20 protein-coding genes are annotated in these 22,452 nt (G+C 60.9%); 12 read left to right on the top strand and 8 right to left on the bottom strand.

What is annotated here, in order from left to right:
* Nucleotides 1-608 precede the first annotated feature (608 nt).
* The gene (locus NKH49_RS32545) at nt 609-1,487 is read left to right on the top strand and encodes a hypothetical protein (RefSeq protein ID WP_352929663.1); all 879 of its coding nucleotides are present in this window, start codon (nt 609-611) and stop codon (nt 1,485-1,487) included.
* A gap of 259 nt (nt 1,488-1,746) precedes the next feature.
* Here the strand turns inward: NKH49_RS32545 and NKH49_RS32540 are convergent, their stop codons facing one another.
* The 4 genes from NKH49_RS32540 to NKH49_RS32525 are packed head-to-tail and all read right to left on the bottom strand — an operon-like array spanning nt 1,747 to nt 6,313.
* Nucleotides 1,747-2,946 (bottom strand): mandelate racemase/muconate lactonizing enzyme family protein, encoded by a 1,200-nt coding sequence (locus NKH49_RS32540; RefSeq protein ID WP_352929660.1) that lies wholly within the window; start codon nt 2,944-2,946, stop codon nt 1,747-1,749.
* Nucleotides 2,947-2,963: 17 nt separating this feature from the next.
* Nucleotides 2,964-4,325: a mandelate racemase/muconate lactonizing enzyme family protein gene (locus NKH49_RS32535; protein WP_352929658.1), complete on the bottom strand. Its 1,362-nt coding sequence runs from the start codon at nt 4,323-4,325 to the stop codon at nt 2,964-2,966.
* Nucleotides 4,326-4,381: 56 nt separating this feature from the next.
* Nucleotides 4,382-5,548 carry a mandelate racemase/muconate lactonizing enzyme family protein gene (locus NKH49_RS32530; protein ID WP_352929655.1) on the bottom strand — a complete coding sequence of 389 codons (1,167 nt, stop codon included), beginning with the start codon at nt 5,546-5,548 and terminating at the stop codon, nt 4,382-4,384.
* A gap of 54 nt (nt 5,549-5,602) precedes the next feature.
* Nucleotides 5,603-6,313 (bottom strand): GntR family transcriptional regulator, encoded by a 711-nt coding sequence (locus NKH49_RS32525; protein WP_352503622.1) that lies wholly within the window; start codon nt 6,311-6,313, stop codon nt 5,603-5,605.
* A gap of 209 nt (nt 6,314-6,522) precedes the next feature.
* Between NKH49_RS32525 and NKH49_RS32520 the strand changes: the two genes are divergently transcribed.
* The 6 genes from NKH49_RS32520 to NKH49_RS32495 all read left to right on the top strand — a co-directional run bounded on the left by NKH49_RS32520 (nt 6,523) and on the right by NKH49_RS32495 (nt 13,007).
* The gene (locus NKH49_RS32520; protein WP_352503623.1) at nt 6,523-8,001 is read left to right on the top strand and encodes an ABC transporter substrate-binding protein; all 1,479 of its coding nucleotides are present in this window, start codon (nt 6,523-6,525) and stop codon (nt 7,999-8,001) included.
* 79 nt (nt 8,002-8,080) lie between these two features.
* Complete coding sequence (locus NKH49_RS32515; protein ID WP_352929652.1) at nt 8,081-9,040, top strand: carbohydrate ABC transporter permease; 960 nt, start codon at nt 8,081-8,083, stop codon at nt 9,038-9,040.
* On the top strand, nt 9,040-9,930 hold the full coding sequence (locus NKH49_RS32510; RefSeq protein ID WP_023679256.1) for a carbohydrate ABC transporter permease: 891 nt from the start codon (nt 9,040-9,042) through the stop codon (nt 9,928-9,930). Before NKH49_RS32515 ends, NKH49_RS32510 begins: the two co-directional genes overlap by 1 nt.
* Nucleotides 9,931-9,940: 10 nt before the next feature.
* Nucleotides 9,941-11,038, top strand: coding sequence for an ABC transporter ATP-binding protein (locus tag NKH49_RS32505; RefSeq protein WP_352929649.1), 1,098 nt, complete (start codon nt 9,941-9,943; stop codon nt 11,036-11,038).
* A 33-nt stretch (nt 11,039-11,071) separates the two neighbouring features.
* Nucleotides 11,072-12,235: a mandelate racemase/muconate lactonizing enzyme family protein gene (locus NKH49_RS32500; protein WP_352929646.1), complete on the top strand. Its 1,164-nt coding sequence runs from the start codon at nt 11,072-11,074 to the stop codon at nt 12,233-12,235.
* A 22-nt stretch (nt 12,236-12,257) separates the two neighbouring features.
* Nucleotides 12,258-13,007 carry a ribonuclease activity regulator RraA gene (locus NKH49_RS32495; protein WP_352503627.1) on the top strand — a complete coding sequence of 250 codons (750 nt, stop codon included), beginning with the start codon at nt 12,258-12,260 and terminating at the stop codon, nt 13,005-13,007.
* Here the strand turns inward: NKH49_RS32495 and NKH49_RS32490 are convergent, their stop codons facing one another.
* Genes NKH49_RS32490 through NKH49_RS32480 form a run of 3 tightly spaced genes read right to left on the bottom strand, consistent with a single transcriptional unit; the run spans nt 13,008 to nt 16,573 of the window.
* The gene (locus NKH49_RS32490) at nt 13,008-13,829 is read right to left on the bottom strand and encodes an alpha/beta hydrolase (RefSeq protein WP_352929643.1); all 822 of its coding nucleotides are present in this window, start codon (nt 13,827-13,829) and stop codon (nt 13,008-13,010) included.
* Nucleotides 13,830-13,840: 11 nt separating this feature from the next.
* Entirely contained in the window at nt 13,841-15,328 is a 1,488-nt protein-coding gene (locus tag NKH49_RS32485) for an NAD-dependent succinate-semialdehyde dehydrogenase (RefSeq protein WP_352929641.1), read from the bottom strand.
* A gap of 18 nt (nt 15,329-15,346) precedes the next feature.
* A complete protein-coding gene (locus tag NKH49_RS32480) occupies nt 15,347-16,573 on the bottom strand; it encodes an iron-containing alcohol dehydrogenase (protein WP_352929639.1) in 1,227 nt (408 codons plus the stop codon).
* Nucleotides 16,574-16,896: 323 nt separating this feature from the next.
* Here NKH49_RS32480 and NKH49_RS32475 point away from each other — a divergent pair, with 323 nt between their 5' ends.
* Nucleotides 16,897-17,598, top strand: a complete 702-nt coding sequence (locus NKH49_RS32475) for a GntR family transcriptional regulator (protein WP_352929636.1) — start codon at nt 16,897-16,899, stop codon at nt 17,596-17,598.
* 151 nt (nt 17,599-17,749) lie between these two features.
* On the top strand, nt 17,750-18,343 hold the full coding sequence (locus NKH49_RS32470; RefSeq protein WP_352493019.1) for a DJ-1/PfpI family protein: 594 nt from the start codon (nt 17,750-17,752) through the stop codon (nt 18,341-18,343).
* A 62-nt stretch (nt 18,344-18,405) separates the two neighbouring features.
* On the opposite strand, the gene NKH49_RS32465 is transcribed toward NKH49_RS32470, so the two are convergent.
* Nucleotides 18,406-19,302 carry a GntR family transcriptional regulator gene (locus NKH49_RS32465; RefSeq protein ID WP_352929633.1) on the bottom strand — a complete coding sequence of 299 codons (897 nt, stop codon included), beginning with the start codon at nt 19,300-19,302 and terminating at the stop codon, nt 18,406-18,408.
* Nucleotides 19,303-19,470: 168 nt separating this feature from the next.
* Here NKH49_RS32465 and NKH49_RS32460 point away from each other — a divergent pair, with 168 nt between their 5' ends.
* The 3 genes from NKH49_RS32460 (at nt 19,471) to NKH49_RS32450 (ending at nt 22,313) form a co-directional block, all read left to right on the top strand.
* The gene (locus NKH49_RS32460; protein ID WP_352929630.1) at nt 19,471-20,523 is read left to right on the top strand and encodes an ABC transporter permease; all 1,053 of its coding nucleotides are present in this window, start codon (nt 19,471-19,473) and stop codon (nt 20,521-20,523) included.
* Nucleotides 20,520-21,305, top strand: coding sequence for an ATP-binding cassette domain-containing protein (locus NKH49_RS32455; RefSeq protein WP_352929627.1), 786 nt, complete (start codon nt 20,520-20,522; stop codon nt 21,303-21,305). The genes NKH49_RS32460 and NKH49_RS32455 overlap by 4 nt, the downstream gene beginning before the upstream one ends.
* 93 nt (nt 21,306-21,398) lie before the next feature.
* Nucleotides 21,399-22,313, top strand: a complete 915-nt coding sequence (locus tag NKH49_RS32450; RefSeq protein WP_352503634.1) for a sugar ABC transporter substrate-binding protein — start codon at nt 21,399-21,401, stop codon at nt 22,311-22,313.
* The last annotated feature ends 139 nt before the right edge of the window (nt 22,314-22,452 follow it).

Genomic DNA, 22,452 nt, shown 5'->3' with positions numbered 1-22,452 from the left:
CGCCGGGGTGTTGCGGTCGGCGATCAGGCCATTCGCCGGGTTGGCCTCTTTGAGAAAATAGTCGAAGGACAGGCGCTGGATGTCCGAGAGAAGCTCGTCGTTCTGCGGGTGGTCGCTCGATGCATCCATGGCTGTCGATATAGAGGGGTTTCGCTGCGCTTCCCACCTTTTTGGTCGTCTTGTCGCCTTTGGGTCATGTCACGACGATGCTCGCGCTGGCCCAGGTGTCTCTATAACTAGGTTCGAACACCAGAAGCTGACATTCCGCTAACCGCCCAAGGCTGCCGATCCCAAGGCTGCCGGGCCCAAGGCGCCTCATGTACAAACCCGCTCCGCGGGAGGGTCGCCTAGTTGTGCGGTAAATCATCGTCCGTGAGCAGGTAAAGGCTGCTATCAGACGATGAAGTTCCTTCAACGAGAGGAACTCCCCATGGCTACTCGCTTCAACGAAGGCCGACATGAGGGCGTCCCAGCGATGGGGCGCTCTGTTTTTATTCGCGCGACGTGCGCGCTATCCGCCCCGCTCCGCAGTGTCGCCTCTCGATCCCGCCGAGCCAAAATCCGCTCGCCTATACCCAAATGGTGGGAATGCGCTATGGATGCCCGTCATGAGACAGTCGCCTGGCAAACTTGGTACGGAAGCGCGCATCTACGCGAAAAATCTCGCTTACGAGATTGCTCGACGAGAGAGGATAGGCGCGCCTGCGCTGGATCCCGGCGGCAAGGCGACGACATGGCGCGATGCGCAAGTCGCGTTGCGTCATGCGTTCATGGATGAAGGATCGCCGCCGCGACGGGTAAAGCTTCTTGATGCCGCTGCTACGCGTCTGGAGCGCCTCCCCCCCTCTGATCGTGGCTTTCGCATCGCGCTATTTTTGGAAGGCAACCGGCAGGCAACGATATTCGATCTGCGCATGCTGGTGCATGGCAGCCATCCGCTTCAAGGGTTGGAGCACGAAAGCGGAGTAACTGCACTATGCGCCACCTTCACTACAAATCGGGGCAAGCGCGACGCTTGTGACGTCGCCCCATCTGTTTACCTTTCAGATCACACCATCGGGCGCCTACGCGAGCGTTCTGAGCAATGGAGTACCCCCGAGGCTGGGTTAGCTGCTCTGCATATCGCGACAGTTGCTGCCGATCTTGCGCGTCCTGACCATCGGTTGAGTTTCTTGAAAATGTCTTCGCTGTCCTGTGCGATCGATGGAGGTATCCTTACGGGAGCGATGCGACGCGGCCCCGTCGACGATGGGACCGTCCCTCTATGGGACGTCCGCACGCTGCTTGATGACGATTTCAAACTCGATCCGGCGACTGTTCAGCAGGCCAGTCAAGTCGCCGAGCTTGTCACTCGCGTCCTAGTAGGTGGCGAGAACTGGAAGACGATCAGCCTTCAATCGAGGAATGGTGACGCTATCGATTTCGTTGAACCGCGCGAGGATCATGTCACGGCGACGCTGCGCGCTCGAGTGGGGGTCAAGAACTGACGCGGTGGGCGGCGAACGAAAGACCATCATTGTTTTCCGGATGAGAATGCGCCACGTCCATCTGCATCCAAAGAGGCAGTGATTTTCCGTTGTCAATCTTGGGCCGGAAGCAGGCGTTCTATGTGCCTCGCGACGAATGGCAGCTATCCCACCCTCGGTGCCTGAAGCCGACAGTCTGGAACCGGCCCGAAACGGTCATTCCGGATGACAGGTTGCGTGAAGCAGTCCGCGCCGTGCACGGTGGCGCAAGAAGGATGGTTCAGTCGAAGAAGCCTGCATCCTCATCCCGGAGATACTTCCTGGCTGCTTCGGCGTCGATATCGAGGCCCAGCCCCGGCGCTTCCAGCAAGTCCACCATGCTGTCCTTCACGATCTGCGACGGCAGGCCGATTACGAGGTCCTCCCACCAGGGGTCGGAGGCGCTCGGGTATTCGAACGCGATGAAGTTGGCGGGCAGGGTGGCGCAGACATTGATCAGCGCGCCGAGGCCGAGAAGGCCGTTCGCGGTGCCGTGCGGTGCCATCAGGATCGAGTGCATACAGGCGTGCTCGGCGACCCATTTGAGCTCGGCAATGCCGCCAATATCGGCTGGATCGGGGCCGATGACGCGCACCGCCTGCGTTTCGATCAGCTCCTTGAAATTGTGCCGCAGGTAGATCTGCTCGCCGGTATGAATTGGCGTCGAGGTGGAGGTGGTCAACTCCCGATAGGCCTGCGGATTGACCCACGGCACATAGTCGCCGGTCAGCATGTCCTCGAGCCACATCAAATTGTACTTCTCGACCGCGCGAGCGAACTTGATCGCATCGGGCAGCATCCAGCCCGGGCCGCAGTCGAGCGCCAGGCTGACCTTGTCGCCCAGCACTTCCTTCATCGCGATCACGCAGTCGAGCATGTGGTTGAAACCGCGCTCGCTGATCACGCCCTGGTCCATGGCACCGTGATAGCCGGCCTTCTTTTGCGTCACGCCGTAGTGAAAGCCCTCGATGGTGTCCTTCATGTTGGAGTGGAACGAGATCCCCTGCTTGATCATGAAGAAATTCTGCGGCTGCTCCATCATCCATTTCACGTCAGCGGCGTAATCCTCCGGCCGGTCCCCCGTTCGCTTCTGGCGGATCGAGCCGTTATAGACGCGCACCTTGTCGCGCACCTTGCCGCCGAGCAGTTTGTAGGCCGGCACGCCTGCGGCCTTGCCAGCTATGTCCCACAGCGCATGCTCGATAGCGCTTACCGCCGCGCCATAGGGCTTGAAAGAGCCGCGTTGGCGGATCTTCAGCATCACCCGTTCGACGTCGGTAGGGTCCTCGCCGATCAGCGCATCGCGGAAATGCAGCACCCAAGGCTTAAGATAGGTCTTGGTGAACTCGACTTCGCCAAGGCCATAGAGGCCCTTGTCGGTAACGATGCGGACTATTGGGTGTCTGCCGATGACGGCGCAGCGAAGGTCGGTGATCTTCATCTTCGGTTCTTTTCGCCTCAGCTCCAGGTGCGGTCCCAGGAATACTCGTTGTCCCAGTGATCCGTGGGCTGCCAGATGCCGGTGACACCCGGCTGCAGATGCTGCGAGATCACCTCGTCGACGACGTCGTCAATCCCCAGGCCAGGTTTGTCCGGAACAGTGATAAAGCCGTCCTTCACGAGCGGCTTGGAAAGGCCGGTGACGATATCGTCCCACCAGTCGACATCGGCAGAGTGGTATTCGAGCGCCATGAAGTTTTCGGTCGCGGTCGCGACATGTGCCGCGGCCATTGCGGCGATTGGACTTTCGGCCATATGGATGGCCATTGCGACGCCATGGTCCTGGGCCATGTCGCCGATCTTCTTGGTCTCGAGGATGCCCCCGCTTGTGAGCAGGTCCGGGTGGATAATGGAGAGGCCGCCGCTCTTGAGCAGAGGCTCGAAGCCTTCCTTAAGGTAGATGTCCTCGCCGGTGCAGATCGGCACCGTAGTGGCGGCCTGCAGTTGCCGGAACTGCTCGGTGTACTGCCATGGGATCACATCCTCGAGCCAGGCCGGCACGTATTTTTCAATCCGCCTGGCGAGCCGAATGCCGTTCTGCAGCGAGATGTGGCCGACATGGTCAATGGCGAGCGGAATATCCATGCCAATAACATCGCGAACCTCGGCAATGTACTGTTCAAGCAGGTCGAGGCCCTTGTCGGAAAAGTGGAGGCCGGTAAACGGATGGGGGACGTTATGCAAATCGTAAGCGGCATTGCGGGCGCGCCGCTCCTCCATGGTCTTGACCGGGCCGCGGCCGGGATGGATGCGGTACCCTTCAAGTGAACCAGCAGGGGAGACGACCGCACCGGGTACATCCGCGATCTGCATCAGCCCCAGATCCATCTTGAGGAAGGTGAAGCCGAGCGCCATGCGCTGCTTGAGGCGCTTGCCGGTCTCGGTGCCGCTCGGCACGGTAGCGTCGGTGTCGCAATAGACGCGCACCTTCTCCCGAAACCGGCCGCCGAGCATCTGGTAGATGGGAACGCCATAGGCCTTGCCGGCGAGATCCCACAACGCGATCTCGACCGCCGAGACGCCGCCGCCTTGCCGGCCATGGCCACCGAACTGCTTGATCCGGCGAAACAGGCGGTCGATGTCGCAAGGGTTCTCGCCAAGCAGCCGGCTCTTCAGCATCAGCGCGTAGGTGGCACTGGCGCCGTCGCGCACCTCGCCAAGCCCGACGATGCCCTGGTTGGTGTAAATCTTGAGCAGGGTCGAGGTGAACGGCGCGCCGACGATTTCGGCTACCCGCATGTCGGTGATGCGAAGCTGGGATGGCTTGGAGTTCGCGTTCACCTGATTGAGCGCTTCGTCGGCGCCACCTGTCTTTGCCATGACTTATCCTCGTTTTCGGCTTGTCGTCCCGCACCCTGGGCCGGCATTTGGTCTTGCTAGCCCAACTCAATCTCGTAGGCCTGCAGGTAGTCGCGGTCCATCTCAATACCGAGACCAGGCTTCGACGACAGCTTGAGGCTGCCGTTCGAAATGTCGAGTGGTCTGTCGATCAGGTGATCGTATTTGCCCAGGTTCCACTCCGATGTTTCGAGTTTGTAGAAATTGGGGACGGTCATCATCACCTGCGCTCCCGCAACCACGTTGATCGGTCCCGCGGCGTCATGTGGCGAGACCGGCACGTAGTAGGCTTCGCACAGCGCAGAAATCTTCTTGAGTTCGGTAATGCCGCCGGTCCAGGTAACGTCGGGCATGATGTAGTCGGCGAGCCTGTTCTCGAGTACCGGCACGAAATCCCACTTCGTGTGGCCGCGCTCGCCCCACGAGATGGCGGTATTGACCTTCTCACGCACCTGCTTGAGGGCATTAAGGCTCTCGGGCGGGCAGGGCTCCTCAAACCAGTCGATCTGGCCGGCCTCCTCGAGGCTCCGACAGAGGCGAATGGCGGTGGGGACATCGAAGCGGCCGTGCGCATCGATGAGAATGTCGACATCGGGTCCTGCCGTTTCGCGGATCAGAGCCGTGAGTTCGGCGGCCTCGCGCTCGTCCTTGCGGGTCATGCCGCCATCGAGGTAGCCGTCTCGCTGTTCGCGGGGCAGGCCATCGGCGCTGCGGCCCTGGTGGGGGTAGGGATCGAACTTGAGCGCAGTGTGTCCGGACTCGACAATGTCTAGAATTTCGCGGACCACAGCCTCCTTGCTGGTGAATTTGGCCTGGTTGGGATGGGTGTAGAGCGCGATTTCATCGCGTACCGGCCCGCCAAGCAGCTCGTAAATCGGCTTGCCGAGGACTTTGCCCCGGATGTCCCAGAGGGCTATGTCGATGGCGCTCACGCATTCGACGGCGGCGCCGCGGCTTCCCATGTAGGTGAAGCTGCGGAAGATCTTGTGCCAGAGATGCTCGATACGCGCCGGATCCTCGCCTGTCACGGCGATGCCGATCTGCCGCAGGATCGTGCAGAGAGTGCGGTTGGCGAGCCTTGTCGTGGTGGTGATCTCTCCCCAGCCACTCACTCCCTCGTCGGTCGTCACTTCGACGAACAGGAACTCTCCCCAGTAGGAAGCATCGGACTTGATCAGCCACGGCCGAATGCTCGTGATTTTCATCTCAACTACCTTTGCCTGGAAATGGTCAGCTAACGATGTTCTGGACTGGACATTCTATCCGGCCCGAGCGGCGTTGCGCGCTCGCATCTGTTCGAGAATATGCCGGCCCGAACCCTCGACATGGCGGGAAACGAGTTCGGCCGCCTTGTCGGCCTCTCCCGCCTTCACAAGCGCGATGAGTTCGCGGTGCTCGCGCATGATCGCGGCACGTCGCGCCAGCGTGAAATTGAAACGACGGCTCACGGCTCGCAGCACTTCGCGGTGCTTCCACCAAAGCTCGGCGGCGTGGCGGTTGTAGTGCCGCTGGTACATCACGGTGTGGAAAGCGGTATCCAGCTCACTGTGCCTGAATGTGTCGGCGAAGTTGTTCTCTTCGATCAGGCCTTGGAGACGTTCGAGTTCGGCGATGTCCTCGCCGGTAGCCATATTCACAAACCATCGTGTCAGGGCTGGCTCGATCAGAACACCGATCTCGTAGATATCCCGGACAAAATCTTGATCAATGGGTCGCACGCGCGCCCCGCGGTTGGCGATAAAGGTGACAAACCCTTCGCCGCGCAACAACTGCAGGGCCTCGCGCACAGGATTGGTCGAAGTGCCGTGACGCCGGGCGAGATCGGTGACGACAAGCCGTTCGTTGGCAGCGAGCCGTCCCTCGATGATATCTTCCCTGATCAATTCATAAAGCGAGGCGCCCTCGCTGGAGGCCCCGATGGGATCGGTCCCCACCGGTGGCATCGCTTTGAAATCGCTTATTTCGGCCAAGGCCGGGCTCCCCAATTCAATACATACCTTGCCCGATATCACACACGGCTTTCGCAAACAATGTACGATCCAGCGCGTTGACAGGCAATTCACGATCTGAAAACGTACCAAGTGATCGAGAGGATACACTGAGCTGACAGAAGCATCCTCGCGATCGAAACGAGCAAGGACCGCTTCAGGGCGGCATGGGAGAACCAGGGAGGATACCTATGACGAGAATTGCGCTCGGCAGTGCCGTCCTGCGCGGCACTGTCGCCACTGCTTTGATGGCATCCCTGACGTCTACATCGGCGCTGGGTGCACCGCCGGTCGACCTGAGCAAGTGGTCGCCGGAATATGTGCGCTCGATTGCGGGCACACAGGATTTTGACACGGCGGCCGATTGCGCCAAGGTCACCCCGCTCGATTACAAGGGGCGACTGACTTTCTGGTATCAGGGCGTGTTCGAGGGCGACCCCGACCTCCTGCGCCAGTACTACAAGGATTTCTTCGAGACCTTCCGCAAAACCTATCCGAACATCCAGCTCGAGGAACAAGCCCTCACCTATAATGACCTTCTCGACAAGTTCCGCACCGCGCTCCTGGGCAATGCCGCGCCTATGGCGGTCCGCCTGCAGATCCTGGGTGGTACCGAGTTCGCCTCAAAGGGCTATCTGCAGCCGCTCAAGCCAGAGGATGTGGGGTATTCGACCGAGGATTTCTGGCCCGGCGCCATGAAGGCAGTGACCTGGGAGGGCGTGACCTACGGCATTCCGACCAACAATGAGACGATGGCGTTCATCTGGAACGCCGACATCTTCAAGCGGGCCGGCCTCGATCCGGACAAGCCGCCGGCAACGTGGGACGACGTGGTCAAGTATTCCAAGCAGATCCACGACAAGCTCGGCATTGCCGGATATGGCCTCGTGGCTCGCAAGAATGCCGGCAATACGCCGTACCGCTTCATGCCACAGCTGTGGGCCTATGGCGGCGGTGTCTTCGACGAAGCGACGCCGAACCCGACCTATGAGCAGGTCCAGCTCGATAGCCCGCAAAGCAAGGCAGCGCTGCAAGCCTCCTACGACATGTATGTTCGCGACAAGTCGGTTCCGGTTTCGGCACTCACCAATCAGCAGGCCGATAATCAGCCCCTGTTCGTCGCTGGCCAGCTCGGCATGATGATCTCGCACCCGTCCGATTACAACGTCATGCTCGACCTGCAGAAAAAGGCGACGGGCACCGACAAGGACAAGGCGCAGACGGTCATCGACAACATGCGCTACGGCCTGATCCCGACTGGTCCCGACGGCAAGCGCGCCGTCGTGTTCGGCGGCTCGAACATTCACATCCTGAAGCCCGAATATGTCGAGGGCGGCAAGGTAGACGAGCCGGCCGCGAAAGCTATCATCTGCATGTGGACGAGCCCTGAATGGTCGCTGAAGATGGCCTACGCCGGATCAAACCCTGGCAACCTCAACGGCTTCAAGACCAAGTGGATGAAGGAACGTCTGGACAACATCAAGTTCCTCGACGTCACCACCTCGATGCTGCCATACGGCATCCCGTTCCCAGCTCTGCCGCAGGCCCCCGAGATCATGAACATCATCATCCCGGACATGCTGCAGAATGCCCTGACCGGAGCGATGACCGTCGACGAGGCAGCGGACGACGCGGCCAAGAAGGTAAAAGACCTGATGGGCGGACTCTAGTCCAAGCCACACCTACGACCTGGACCGGCTGCGCCGCTGGCGCAGCCGCAGCGTTCCGAAGAAAAAGGGCACGCCACAAGTGACGATCGTGACCGGCAAGGCCGAGGCTCGCCGAAGATTGCAACCCGGTTGGTCCGGCGCGCTGCGGAAGGTCTGGGAGCATCGCGCGGACTACGCGTACGTGCTCCCAGCGATCGCCGTGATGCTCATCGTCATCGCCTATCCGATCTACTACACGGTCGAGCTGTCGTTCTTTAAGACACCGCCTGGCCTGCAACTCCGCGACAAGACCTTCATCGGCTTCGACAACTACACGACCATCCTCACCAGTCAGGTGTTCTGGAAAGTCACCTGGAACACACTGATCTGGACTCTGGGGTCAACTTTCATCTCCTTTGTCCTGGGGTTTGCCACAGCGCTGGCGCTCCACCGCGACTTCATCGGCCGTGGTGTCCTGCGCGCCGTCCTGATCATCCCTTGGGTCATCAGCGCCGTCGCCGCCTCCTACATCTGGAAGTGGATCTACCATTCGGACTTCGGGATCATCGGCGCGGTGCTGGTCGGCCTCGGATTGGCCGACCAGCCGCCGAATTTCATCGACAATGTCAGCACGGTGCTGCCCTCCCTGATCGTCGTCAACATCTGGCGCGAGTTTCCGTTTGCCATGATCATGATGATGGCCGGCCTGCAGACAGTCCCCGACCAGTTGCTGCGTGCCGCAAAAGTCGATGGTGCCAATGCATGGCAGCGCTTTTGGCACGTCACCTTCCCGCACTTGCGCAACGTCTCGGTGGTGACGATGCTGCTGCTCGCGGTGGCCAACTTCAATTCCTTCATCATCCCCTGGATCATGACCGGCGGCGGGCCGTCGAACGCATCGCATATCTGGATAACCCACATTTATGAGCTCGCCTTCGGACGGCAGCGCTGGGGCGTGGCATCGGCCTATTCGGTGCTCCTGTTCCTCACGCTGATGACGCTGGGCTACTTCTACGTCCGTGCGTTAAGCGGCAACGAGCGGAAAGAGGGGAGCGCCTGATGAGCACGATTGCCGAAACAGCGCCTCGAGCCCAGACCCGTCGCCGCATGCGCGTCGACGGATGGCGGTGGGCCGGCCGCATATTCCTCGTGTTCATGCTGCTTTATACCGCGTTGCCGATGATCTGGATGCTGATCACCTCGATCAAGTCCGGATTCGCGGCGACGCAATTCCCGCCGCAATGGTGGCCGGACGAACCTACCCTCGCCAGCTATCAGAAACTGCTCGATCCGCAGAACAGCGTCGGCCAGGACTTCCTCCGCTTCTTCTGGAACAGCCTTTTCGTGTCGACCGTCACGACAATCCTTTCGGTGATCGTGGCTGTCCCAGCGGCCTACGCGTTTTCGCGCTTCAGTTTCCCCGGCCGGAATTTCCTGTTCTTTGCCGTGCTGCTGCGCAATATGTTCCCGGCGGTGATCTTTCTCGTGCCACTCTTCATCCTGATGCGCGCGATCGGTCTGATAAACACGCACGGCTCGCTGATCCTCACCTATCTCACCTTCGGCCTGCCGCTGGCGATCTGGCTGCTCAAGGGCTTTTACGACAATATCCCGGTGCAGCTTGAGCAGGCGGCGCGCATCGATGGCGCAACACGGTTCCAGGCCTTCATCATGATCGTGATGCCGCTCTCGACGCCGGGGATCATCGCCACCGCAATCTATTCCTTCATCGGCGCGTGGAACGAGTACATCTACGCCTACACCTTCCTCTCCAAGAACGAGCAGTTGACCCTGCCGGTCGGCATCCAACGCTTCTTCTCGGAAAATACGACGGACTTTCCGGGCCTGATGGCGGCCAGCTTCATGATGAGCGTGCCCGTCGTGGTGCTGTTCCTGGTCCTGCAACGATACTTCGTACGCGCCCTTACAGAAGGCGCGGTCAAGCACTAGGGAGTTGCCGATGGCCCACGTGGTCCTCCAAGATCTCGTCAAGAGCTATGGCAGCTTCAAAGCTGTCAACCACGTCTCGCTGACGGTCAATGACGGGGAGTTCGTTGCGCTCGTCGGGCCTTCAGGCTGCGGCAAGACAACCACGCTCAATCTCGTCGCTGGGCTGACCCCGATCACAGCGGGCGACATCATCATCGGCGAGCGCGTGGTCAACGACCTCGACCCCAAGGACCGGGACATCGCAATGGTGTTCCAGAACTACGCGCTCTACCCGCAGAAATCGGTCTACAAGAACCTGGCGTTCCCGCTTCAGATGCGCAAACTCCCCAGGGACGAGATCGACAAGAAGGTCAAGGAAGCGGCGCGAGTGCTCGACATGACGCACCTGCTCGAGCGCAAGCCGCGCGAACTGTCGGGCGGGCAGCAGCAGCGTGTGGCCCTTGGCCGTGCCCTCGTTCGCGACCCCGCCGTGTTCCTCATGGACGAGCCACTGTCTAACCTCGATGCCAAACTGCGCGTGCAGATGCGGTCGGAGATCAAGCGTTTCCACCAGGACCTCAAGGCGACGATCATCTATGTGACGCACGACCAGCTCGAAGCCGTGACCATGGCTGACAAGATGGCGGTGATGAATGGCGGCTACCTGCAGCAATACGATTCACCGGCGCAGGTCTTTGCCCATCCGGTGAACATGTTCGTGGCCAGCTTCATCGGCAGCCCGGCGATGAGCCTTATTCCGTTAGAGGCCTCGATGGCAAACGGCAACACGGTGTTGACCGGCGCCGAGGGCTGGCGCCTTGAGCTCTCACCGCGCAATGCCCAGAAGGTGGCGAAAGCGACGACCAGGAAACTCGTGCTCGGCGCACGTCACTCGACGATCAAGCTCCACAAGAGTGCGGTCCCTGGTTCCATTCCGGCCAAGGCCTACACGGTGGAACCGACCGGCGACGTCACCTTCGTCCAGGCGTTCCTGTCCGGCGCCATCGTCAACGTCAGCGTGCCGCCGAACATTGCCGTCGCGCCCGACGAGCAGATCTGGCTCGAGTTCGACCAGGAGCGGATGCATCTGTTCGATGGCGAAACTGAAATGGCCCTCAAGGCCAACTGAGATAGAGCGAATGCGCGTGAAACGTGGGCGTGGATGACTGAGAAACTTAAGATCACCGCGATCAAGCCCTATCCGGTGTGGGTAGGAACGCGCAACCAGATGCTCGTCAAGGTCGAGACCGACCAGGGCATCTTCGGCTGGGGCGAGAGCGGCTTGAGCGGTCGCGAGAGGGCCGTGGCCGGCGCGGTCGAGCACTATCGCGAGTTTCTCATCGGCCGCGACCCGATGCAGATCGGGCGGATCTGGCAGGAGGTTTACCGCAGCCAGTACTTCGAAGGCGGGCGAGTCCTTCAGGCGGCGATTTCCGCCATCGACATCGCCCTTCATGACATCAAGGGCAAGGCGCTGGGCGTGCCGGTCTACGAGCTGCTGGGCGGCAAGCAGCGCGACCGCATTCCCACCTTTGCCTCGACCGGCGACGAGGCCGAGGGCGACGTTGCCATCGAACGGGCCCGCGAACTTCGCGCGCAGGGGTGGCAGGCGATCCGCTTCTTCCCCTTCGGGCAAAACAGCAAGGACATCTTCGAGCCGCGCGAGTCCATCGGCGCTACCGCGGGTATGCTGAACAAGGCGCGCGAGGCGCTGGGCAGCGACGTGGTCCTCGGCCTCGACTATCATCATCGGCTGTCGGTGGCAGAGGCCGCGAGCTTCTGCAACAAGCTCGGTCGCGGCGTGCTTGATTTCCTCGAGGAGCCGATACGGGCCGAAACGCCGGAGGCCTATGAATCGCTGCGCACGATGACCGAAATCCCCTTTGCCATAGGCGAGGAATTTGCCAGCAAGTGGCAGTTCCTGCCCTACATCGAGCGCGGCATCCATCAGTTCAACCGGCTCGATGTTTGCAATGTCGGCGGGCTCACCGAGGCGATGAAAATCGCTGGCTGGAGTGAGGCGCATTATGTGGACCTGATGCCGCACAATCCGCTTGGTCCAGTGTGCACGGCCGCGACCGTGCATCTCGCTGCCGCGGTACCCAACTTCGCGTGGCTCGAGACCAGGGCACCCGAAACAAAGCTGGGCTTCGACAATTCCGACTTCTTCCCCGTGCAACCACGGCTCGACGGGACCGATTACCCGGTCGGCGATCTGCCGGGGCTCGGCGTCGAGGTCAACGAAGTTGCGGTCCAGGCGCAGAGTTTGCGTTTCTGGGAAGCGCCTCACCTTAAGCGCCGCGACGGTTCTGTTACGAACTGGTAGTTCCATTCAATCGGAGTCCACAATGACGCATACTTCCGACATCATGCGGCCGCCTAAAGACCTGATCGACGCACTCAGGGAGATCGGCGCCGCGACGGTTGCCGGCACGCTTGGCCACATGGGTTTCCGCAATCCGCACATGGTCGGTCCGGTGGCGCAAAACCACGGGAAGTCGATCGTCGGGCCGGCGCTGACGCTGCAGTTCCTGCCGCAGCGGCCGGACCTCTTCACCGAAGGAGAATATGCCGATCCGGAGACACAGCTGCACCGGCACGTGCTCTATCACGCGCAGGAGGGCGATGTGGTTGTGGTCGACGCGCGCGGCGACATGAGCTCGGGCGTCTTCGGCGATATGATGTCGACGTATTTCAAGGGCAGGGGCGGGGCCGGTATCGTCATCGATGGGTGCATGCGCGACCGGCCCAATGTCGAAAAGCTCGACCTGCCCCTATGGCTGCGCGGCTGGACGCCAAACTATCATGTGCAGACCAGCATCTATCCCAATGCCGTCAACGTTCCGATTGCCTGCGGCGGTGTCACGGTGATCCCGGGCGACATCATCGTCGCCGACGACGACGGGGTGGTGGTGCTTCCCGTCGTGATGGCCCCGAAGGTGATCGAAGAATCACAGAAGCATCATGATTGGGAGGAGTTTTCGCGAGCGAAGCTCATGGAGGGCGGGCCGTTGCAACGCTACTATCCGCTGCATGACGATGCCCGCGGAGAGTACGAGGAGTGGCGCAAAACAAATCGCCTGGAGAACCCGAGTTAGTCAGCAGGCCTTGGCGATCAGTTTTGCCAGGCAATCGCCAGCCTCGGTCCCCGGCACGCCAAGATCTCTGACACTGTCCATGTGGTTGCGGTTCGGGAGCACATGCGACGTTACCAACGATCCCTGCCTCAGCAAGCTTGCTTTGAATCGATCGGCTTGTTGATGGAAGGGTGGCGTCTCGTTGGCTCCGACCAGAACCGCCGCCTTGGTTTGAGCATCATGCCGACAGGCGAGAGGTGTGAACATGGCGACTTCCTCGTCGGTTATTCCAATCTCGTTGGCGAGAAAGGAATCCTGGAGCGGCTTCAAATCATAGAGTCCGCTCAGGAGAAGGGCTGCCTTCACATTCGAGGGGGTATGCTCGCCCTCGAACAGAAACGTTGCAAGATGGGCTCCTGCCGAATGACCACTGACGGTCAGGGCCGCCGGGCTTCCGCCATGATCGGCGATGTTGGCCAGGACCCACTGCTTGGCCCGGCGCACCTGGTCGACGATCCTCGCCATTCGGACCTTGGGCATCAGAGCATAATCAAGGATGACGGCAATGGCCCCGGCCTGGGTAATCGTCGTCGCCATATATGAATAGTCGCGCTTGGAGAACATTCTCCAGTAGCCGCCATGGACAAAAATGTGCACCGGAAGCGCCGTTCTTTTGCCCGCGGGAAAGAACAGGTCCATGGTCTCGGTCGGATCCGGTCCATAGGCCACGTCAGCGGTCATCGCAATGGCGGCGCGTGCCACCTCGCTGCGGTCAACAATGTCCTGCACGATTTGGTCAAAATCAGCAACGTGGTCGCGGATGCGAAAGGGATCGCCTTGCATTCTTCTTCAGCTCACATGCTGACGGCGAGGTATTTCGCCTCCATGAACTCGGCAATGCCGTGATGCTGCCCTCCCTCGCGGCCGAGCCCACTTTGCTTGACGCCGCCGAAGGGAGCTGCCGGATCAGACATCAGCCCGCGGTTGAGAGCAATCATCCCGGCCTCGATGCGGGAAGCCACCCGCATGCCGCGCGCCAGATCGCGCGTGTAAATGTAGGCAGCAAGCCCATATTCGGTGTCATTGGCGCGTGCGATGACCTCGGCCTCCGTTTCGAAGCTCGAGATTGGCGCCACCGGCCCGAATATCTCCTCATGCGCCATCTTTGCGTCGCCCGGCACGTCGCGAAGCACCGTCGGAGGGTAGAAGAAACCGCGCCCGGACAGGACTGAGCCGCCGCACATGACCCGCGCGCCGCGTGTGACCGCGTCGACGACAAGGCGGTCTATCTTCTCGACCGCCTTTTTCGTGATCATGGGCCCGCATTCCGTGTCCGGATCAGTGCCAGGGCCGACCTTGAGCGACGACATCCGCTTCTCGAGGCCATCGCAGAAGGCTTCGTAGATGCCGGATTGCACATAGAGGCGGTTTGCGGCCGTGCAGGCCTCGCCGGCGTTGCGCATCTTGGCCACCATTGCACCATCGAGCGCCGCTTCGAGATCGGCGTCGTCGAACACAATGAACGGTGCGTTGCCGCCGAGTTCCATCGAACACGAAACCACATGCCTGGCAGCCTCTGCCAGCAGAGCGCGACCCACACCCGTCGAACCGGTGAAGGAGAGTTTGCGCACCCGCGGATCGGCCAGCATGGCGGCTGTCAAAGGCCCGGGACTGGAGGTTGTCAGGACGTTGACCACCCCTGGTGGAACGCCCGCGTCCTGGTAGAGCGCGGCGAGCGCATAGGCGGTGAGGGGTGTCTCACTGGCTGGCTTCAGGACCACCGTGCATCCCGCGGCAAGTGCCGGCGCGATCTTGCGCGTCGCCATCGCGGCAGGAAAATTCCAGGGCGTGATCAGGATGCAGATGCCGACGGGTTCGTAGTCGACCACAATGCGATTGGTGCCGGAAGGCGCAGTACCGAATTCACCGGTAATGCGAACGGCCTCCTCGGCATTCCAACGGAAAAATTCCGCGGCATAAGCGATCTCGCCTCGGGCATCCCGCAGGGCCTTGCCGTTTTCCAGTGCGATGAGAGTAGCCAGTGCCTCCGATCGTTCCGTCATCAGTTCAAAGCAGCGTCTGAGGATCTCGGAACGCTTTCGCGGCGGCGTTGTCCGCCAGCCATCGGCTGCCTTGGCAGCGGCTTCAACGGCAGTGGCGGCGTCGTTCACGGTCGCATCCGGCACAGCGGCGATGACAGCCTCGGTCGACGGATCAATGACCGGAATCACCCTGCCATCCGCGGACTGGCGCCATTGGCCGCCAATATACAGCCGGTGCGAGATTGTGTGGAAGTCGCTGACGCCCTGATCGTCAGTCAGAACCTGTGAAAACGTGTTCATCTCGATATTCCCGATCGTTTACATGACGCAGCTGGCGAGGTCGCCATCAAAGGCGGCCTGGACCAGACGTCGCATGGACCTCAAATCGAATGGCCGCGGATTGTTCTTGATGAGGCGCTCGATAGCGATCGCCTGTTCCGCCGTCCAATCGAGCTTATCGGCGGGCAGCCCCAGCTCGGCTAACGAGGAGGTGATCCCGATCGCCCCAAACAGCCGGCTGACTTCGGCAATGGTCGCGTCGGCCAACTCGTCGGGCGTCCGGCCTTTACGATCGAGGCAGAGCGCGTTGGCGATCTCGGCCATCTCGGTCGCTGCGGCTGTTTTGTTGTACTTCATGACGTACGGCAACATGGTGGCGACGCCCAATCCGTGAGCGGTGTGGGTTATCGCGCCAACCGGATATTGCACGGCATGCGCTGCCGCTGTGCCGGCCGTTCCGAACGCGCAGCCGGCTGCCAGTGCACCCATCATGACGTCGGCCCGGGCGTCCTCGTCAGAGGGCCGGCCGCATGCCGTTTCAAGGCTTCGGCCAAGCAGCTTGATCGCCAGCAGGGCGAAATGATCGGTCAAGGCGGTTTTGCCGATAAAGACATGGTTCTGCGGAAGGCCGGGATCGGTCCCACGCCTGGCGGCGGTGAAGGCCTCGATTGCATGCGTCAGCGCATCGGCGCCTGCGATTGCCGTCAATCCCGGCGGGCATGTCATCGTCAACTCAGGGTCGCAGATAGCCGCGGCCGCGATCAGATACGGGCTTGAGATGCCGACCTTCAGCGTGCGATCCGGATCCGAGATCACGGCAACCGGGGTGACCTCAGAGCCGGTGCCGGCTGTCGTCGGCACCGCAATCAGCGGCAGCGTCGGGCCGGGCACCTTGAACTCGCCGTAGTAATCCTGGAGCTGACCGCCGTGACTGATGAGCAGCGCGGCGCATTTGGCCATGTCGAGACAGCTGCCGCCGCCAATGCCGATCACCATGTCGGGCACGAACTTCCGTGCTTCCTCGACGCAGACGGCAACGGTGTCCCGAGGAACGTCGGGCAGCACACGGTCATGCACCAGTACGTCTATCGAGGCGGCTCGCAGCGCCGCGACAATCTCTGCGAACGGGCCCGTTGCGGCAAAACGTTCATCGGTGCAGACGAGCGCGCGACGCCCGAGCCTGGCCGCGACAACCGGGATGACGTGGCGTTGGCCCTTCCCGAAGAGGATTTCGCGCGGCAGCCTTAGGGCAGCGAAAAGGCTCATGACCTGCATCCTATGATGATGTCTGGATTGGAATGCGAGATGGCGTTCAACTCGGCCCCAAGGCCGGGTTCGATGTAAAACCCGTCTCGCAACGCGGTTGCGTATCGACGTGCCGAATCATCGCCCGCAACGCTGGCGGTCCGTTCAGCAGGTGAGGAAGCACGGGCTGCCAGGACGGCACGCTGTTCCAGCAGGGCCACTGCAAATTCGATTGCTTTGTCTCCTAGTTGCCGCAAATGATATCCTCGATAAAATCGTATAGGATATAGGATTGCATTGGCCGGAGCATCGTGTTAGCAGCTCAATGTGTCAAGAGGCAAAACATGCAGGCCATGAACTTACCCAGTCTAGACGAAGCGAACCTCGCCGGCGGGCGTATCCAGCGCTCCAGCAGCCTGGTTGAGGACGTCTACGAAGCGATCTTTGCGCAACTCATGTCCCTGAAGATTGCGCCGGGCTCGCGCATCACCGTCGACAGCCTGGTCAAGGAATTCAACGTATCCCACACGCCGATCCGCGAGGCGCTCGGCCGGCTCGAAGGCGAAGGCCTGGTGCTGAAGACGCATCTGATCGGTTACCGCGCTGCGCCGCAGATCACGAAACGGCGGTTTGACGAACTTTATGAGCTTCGCCTGCTGCTCGAACCTCATGGCGCAGCCAAGGCAGCCGCGCTCATGGACGAGGTAAAGCTCGCGCAGCTTCAGAAGTCGGCCGGCGTCATGGCGCGCCGTGGGGGCAAGGACGAGCGCCTGCGGTATTCCAACTTCGCCCGCCAGGATGCCATTTTCCATGACAAGGTCATGGAATTCGCCAACAACGAACTCGTGCGCGAGACATTGGCGCACCAGCACACCCACTTCCACATATTCCGCCTGATGTTCCATTCGCGCGTCACCGAGGAGGCGCTTGACGAGCATGAGGCCATCCTGGCCGCTTTCGCTGCGGCCGATCCTGCCGCTGCCGAGCAGGCGATGCGTCGCCATATCGAGCATTCCCGCGACCGTTTGTTGTTGGCGTTCGACTGAGACTGTCCCGATGTCCCCGTACCCGCTGTTGACGGTCATCACGCAGGCCAGTGCCAACGAAGACTACTTCCCCGATTCACCCTTCTAGAAACTCAAACCTCCCAGGCGAGTACAGGTCTCGCCCGGCCGTTGTCACAGGAAAGGAAGTACCATGCCAGGCAAAAAGATCCTGATGCTGACCGGTGAATTCACCGAGGAATACGAAATCTTCGTCTACCAGCAGGCGATGGAAGCGGTGGGCCACACCGTTCACGTCGTGTGCCCAGACAAAAGCGCCGGAGACCTGATCAAAACATCGCTGCACGATTTCGAGGGCGATCAGACCTACACCGAAAAGCTCGGCCACTATGCGCTGATCAACAAGACCTTTTCCGACGCTGAGAAGCAGTTGGAGCAATACCACGCTGTGTACTGCGCCGGCGGCCGTGGCCCCGAATACATCCGCACCGACAAGCGTGTACAGGCGATGGTGCGCCACTTCCACGAAACCAAGAAGCCGATTTTCACGATCTGCCACGGCGTGCAGATCCTGATTGCGGTAGACGGCGTCGTGCGTGGCAAGAAGGTCGGCGCACTGGCGGCTTGCGAGCCCGAAGTGACGCTTGCGGGCGGCACCTATATCGACCTGTCTCCAACGGAGGCATATGTGGATGGCACGATGGTTTCGGCAAAGGGCTGGACGGCCCTTGCAGCGTTCATCCGCGAATGTTTGAAGGTGCTGGGAACGGAAATCCGTCACGCGTAAGCGTTTGCTTCCGACGCGTTCCAGAGGATGCGTCGGTTCCCTTGAAGGGCGGGTCGACTACATCATTCAACAAGTCCGATAAGCGAACGCGTTAACGTTGCTCTTGCCGACGCCAGGTGCGCTCGGCAGGCCCGCTCAATCCGGTCAGATTCGCGGCTTTCGAGCGCATCGATATAGGCGAGATGCTCGAGGATTGCCGCCTGGTTGCGCTGCTTTTCGTCCTGCTTGTTCCACTGATAGTGGTAGTGAAAAATGAACGTGATGATGTCGTAGAAATCATCGATGAAGCGGTTCGGTGATGCCTCGTTTATGAGCCGGTGAAACCGGTTGTCCAGGCCGGAGAAGTCATGAAAACGGCCCTCAATTCGCTCCAGCAGGTCGGCATGCGCCATCTTGAGCGCAGCGAGTTTCGACCATAGGGGAGAACTGTGCGGCTGTAGTGAAAATAGTTGCGCCGAACGCAGTTCGAACATTACTCGGATCTCGAAGAGCTCAAGTGCAAAGCTTTCGGTGAAGCCCTTGAAAAGCCAGCCTGTATTCGGCCGTTTCTCGATCAGTCCAAACCGGCTGAAGCGGATCAGGAATTCGCGAATTCCGTTGGTCGCAACGCCGAACTGGCGCGCAAGCTCGAGCTCATTGATGCTGGTTCCAGGCCTGGTGTCGCCCCGCAGCATCCACTCCATGAACTGCTGTTCGACATGCTTGGCGCGAGGTGTGGTTTCGGCGTCCGGATAGTAATCGTTGTCGCTGACCGGGCGGCCCGTCGACCTGAGGCCGTGGCGTTCGGTGATAAGTTCGCGGTGAACCAGTTCCCGCAAAACCTTTCTGACGGTTGTGCGACTGACGCACATTCGCCGTCTAAGCTCATTTTCGGAAGGAAGTTCACCGGCCAGTTGCCCGTCGCGCAGCATATTCGCAGCCCGATTGAAGGCCTTCTTGTAGACGGTGTCGGTTCTCATCGGATTTTCCTTGGGAACTATAGCTTGTCCTTTTAGCATGAACTTTATCCATAAAAAACAACTTGACCCGGCCTGGCCGGTTGTTTTTTATCGATAAGAAGAGGACCTGAACACGAATTGAGTTTTTGACGACGCGGCTCGTACAAGCCGCGGCGGGGAGGGGGAAATTTGCCTGAAACGGGAAACACCGGCACGACTGTCGGCGAGGCCGCGTTGCCGGCATCCAGGAAGTCAGAAGCCGTTCCCGGCCTTGCGCTCGGCCTGATGCTGCTGAGCGCTGGTCCGGTGGTCATCCTGGTGCTGCTGATCGCCGTTCTCAGCTTTCTGTCGCCCTATTTCCTGACGGGACGCAATCTCAGCAACATCCTCGCCCAGACAGCCGTCATCTCGGTTGTCGCGATGGGCCAGCATCTGGTCATCCTGACACGCGGCATCGATCTCTCCGTCGGCTCGAACCTTGCGCTGGCTTCCGTCGTCGGCGCGCTGAGCTTTCATGCCGGCGCTCCCGCCATGATCGTGATCGCCGTGATGGTTGGCTGCGGTGCCGCGGTCGGCGCCATTAACGGGCTCTTCTACGTCTTCGGCCGGCTGCCGCATCCTTTCATCATCACGCTGGCGACATTGAGCATCGCCAAGGGGCTGGCCCTGCAACTGGCCGATGGCCGCGCCATTCCTGGCATGCCGGATTCGATCGATGCGCTTGGCCGCGAGGCGGTTTGGGGCCTGCCTGGATCGATTTTCGTCGTTGCGGGCGTTGCCGCGGTTCTTTCCGTCATGGCTAAAACCATGGTCTGGGGGCGCTGGATTTATGCCGTCGGCGGCCGGCCCGACGCCGCGCTGCGCATGGGCATTCCCGTGTCCTGGGTGCTGGTTTCGGTCTATGTCATCTCAGGGCTGTGCGCCGGCATCGGTTCCGTCATCCTTGCCGGCCGCACCGACGCCGGTTCGCCGCTGTTCGGCAATCTGCTGGAACTGGACACGATCGCGGCGGTGATCATTGGCGGCGCCAGCTTTCTTGGCGGTCGCGGCCACCTCGGCCATGCCTTGATCGGCGCCATCATGATCGGCGTTATCCGCAACGCGCTCAACCTGCTCAACGTCAATGTCTTTTTCCAGCTCATCGTCATCGGCGTGGTCATCGTGATCGCGGTCGAGTCCGACGTGCTGCGCAATTACCTCGAAGGGCGTGTGCGTGTCCTGCAAGCCGGAAGGCAGTCATGAGCGCCGCTGCGGATAACGCCGATCACGCGGTCACGGCGGACAATCCCGTGCTGGCGGTACACGGTGCTACCAAGCGTTTCGGTTCGGTTCTGGCCCTCGACGATGTCAGCATCGAGGTGCGGCGCGGCGAGATCGTCGGCCTGCTCGGCGACAATGGCGCGGGTAAGTCGACGCTGACCAAATGCATCAGCGGGGTGCACCAACTCGATGCCGGCGCGATCCTTTTGGACGGTGCGTCAACGCAGATACGCTCCCCTGCGGATGCGCGCTTCGCCGGCATCGAGACCGTCTATCAGGATTTGGCGCTGTTCGACAATCTGACGCCGGGACAGAACTTCTTTGCCGGTCGCGAGCTGGCTGGCCCGCAATGGCTTCCGCGCGGCCTGCGGTTTCTGCAGCAGCGCCGGATGGACGCCGAGACCCGCGCTCTGCTGGCAAACCTGAAGGTTACGTTGCCGCGGCTGGATGCCGTCGTCGCCATGATGTCTGGCGGTCAAAGGCAAGCGATCGCCGTGGCCCGCTCGACCGTGTTCGCCCGCAAGGTTGTCATTCTGGATGAGCCGACCGCCGCACTCGGCCTGCGTGAATCACGCCAGGTGCTCAATCTGGTCGCTGCGCTCCGCGACCAGGGCAATGCCGTCATCCTGATCACTCACAACATGGAACACGTCGTCGAGCTCGCCGATCGCGCGGTGGTGCTTCGCCAGGGCCGCAGGGTCGGCGAACTGGTGCCGACCAAAGGCAACAAACAGGAACTGGTTTCCATGATCGTTGGAGCCTGACCCGTTCGAAATTTGGGGACCTTTCAGGTCCGCAAATGCCTGAAGCGTCTCCCGCCGGGAGGCGTCTCAATCCAAGGGAGGAATACAATGCCAATGAACCGAAAACTGTTCGCAGGGCTGGTGATCGCTGTTGCGTTTTCAGTGCCGGCTTCGGCCGCAGACAAGATCAAGGTTGGCCTGATTACGAAATTCCCGGTGCCGTTCTACTCGACCATGGAGGACGCCGCCAAGAAATACGCGGCCGCTCATCCGGAGATCGAACTGGTCACCGGCCAGGGCCAGGCAGCTACCGACATCGAAGGCCAGATCGCTCTGATCGAATCCATGATCACGCAGGGCGTCAACGGGCTGGCAATCACTCCGGTCGACCCGACGGTCGCGCCGGCGCTCGACAAGGCGGTGGCCGCCGGCATCAAGGTGGTTCTCGTCGACAACAGCATTCCCAACTGGAAAGGCCAGACGGCATTGGTCTCGACCAACAACCTCAACGGCGGCAAGATCGCCGGAGAGTATCTTAAAACGGTGCTCAAGAGCGGTGACAAGATCGGTATCCTGCAAGGCGTTCCCGGGGTGCCGGCTCTGGATGACCGGGTCACGGGCATGATGGAGGGATTGGGCGACGTCAAGGTCGATGTCGTCGGCAAGGGCGCAACCAACTGCACGCTGGAACTTGGCACGTCAGTGACCGAAGACATCCTCACCGCCAATCCCGATCTCAAGGCGATCTACTCGGCCTGCGGTCCGCCGATCCCTGGCGCCGTCAAGTCGATCAGCAATTCCGGCATTGCCAACGACAACCTCATAGTGGTCGGCTTCGACGCGTGCTGCGGTGAGATCGAAGCGATCAAGTCGGGAGCGGAGGACGCCAGCGTAGCTCAATTTCCAGCGAAAATGGGTGAGCTTGGCATCGACACCGTCGTCAAGGCCATCCGCGGGGAACCCGTCGAGGCCAATGTGGATACCGGCGCCGGACTGGTGACGCTGCAGAACGTCAAGGACTTCGAGTGATCCACCAGCGGTCCGGCGGGATTCTCCCCCCCCCCCCAACCAGGTTACGGCGGCAACCGCAGCAAACGGGGGGAATTTATTGAAGAGGCGTATACACAAAAACCAGCCCCCGCCAAGGAGCGGACAGTGCTGTAACGTG

This window comes from Mesorhizobium sp. M1088 (genome assembly GCF_040318575.1).
GTDB lineage: Bacteria > Pseudomonadota > Alphaproteobacteria > Rhizobiales > Rhizobiaceae > Mesorhizobium.
Note: the sequence above shows the minus strand (reverse complement) of the source record. Positions and strands in the feature narration are given on the sequence as shown.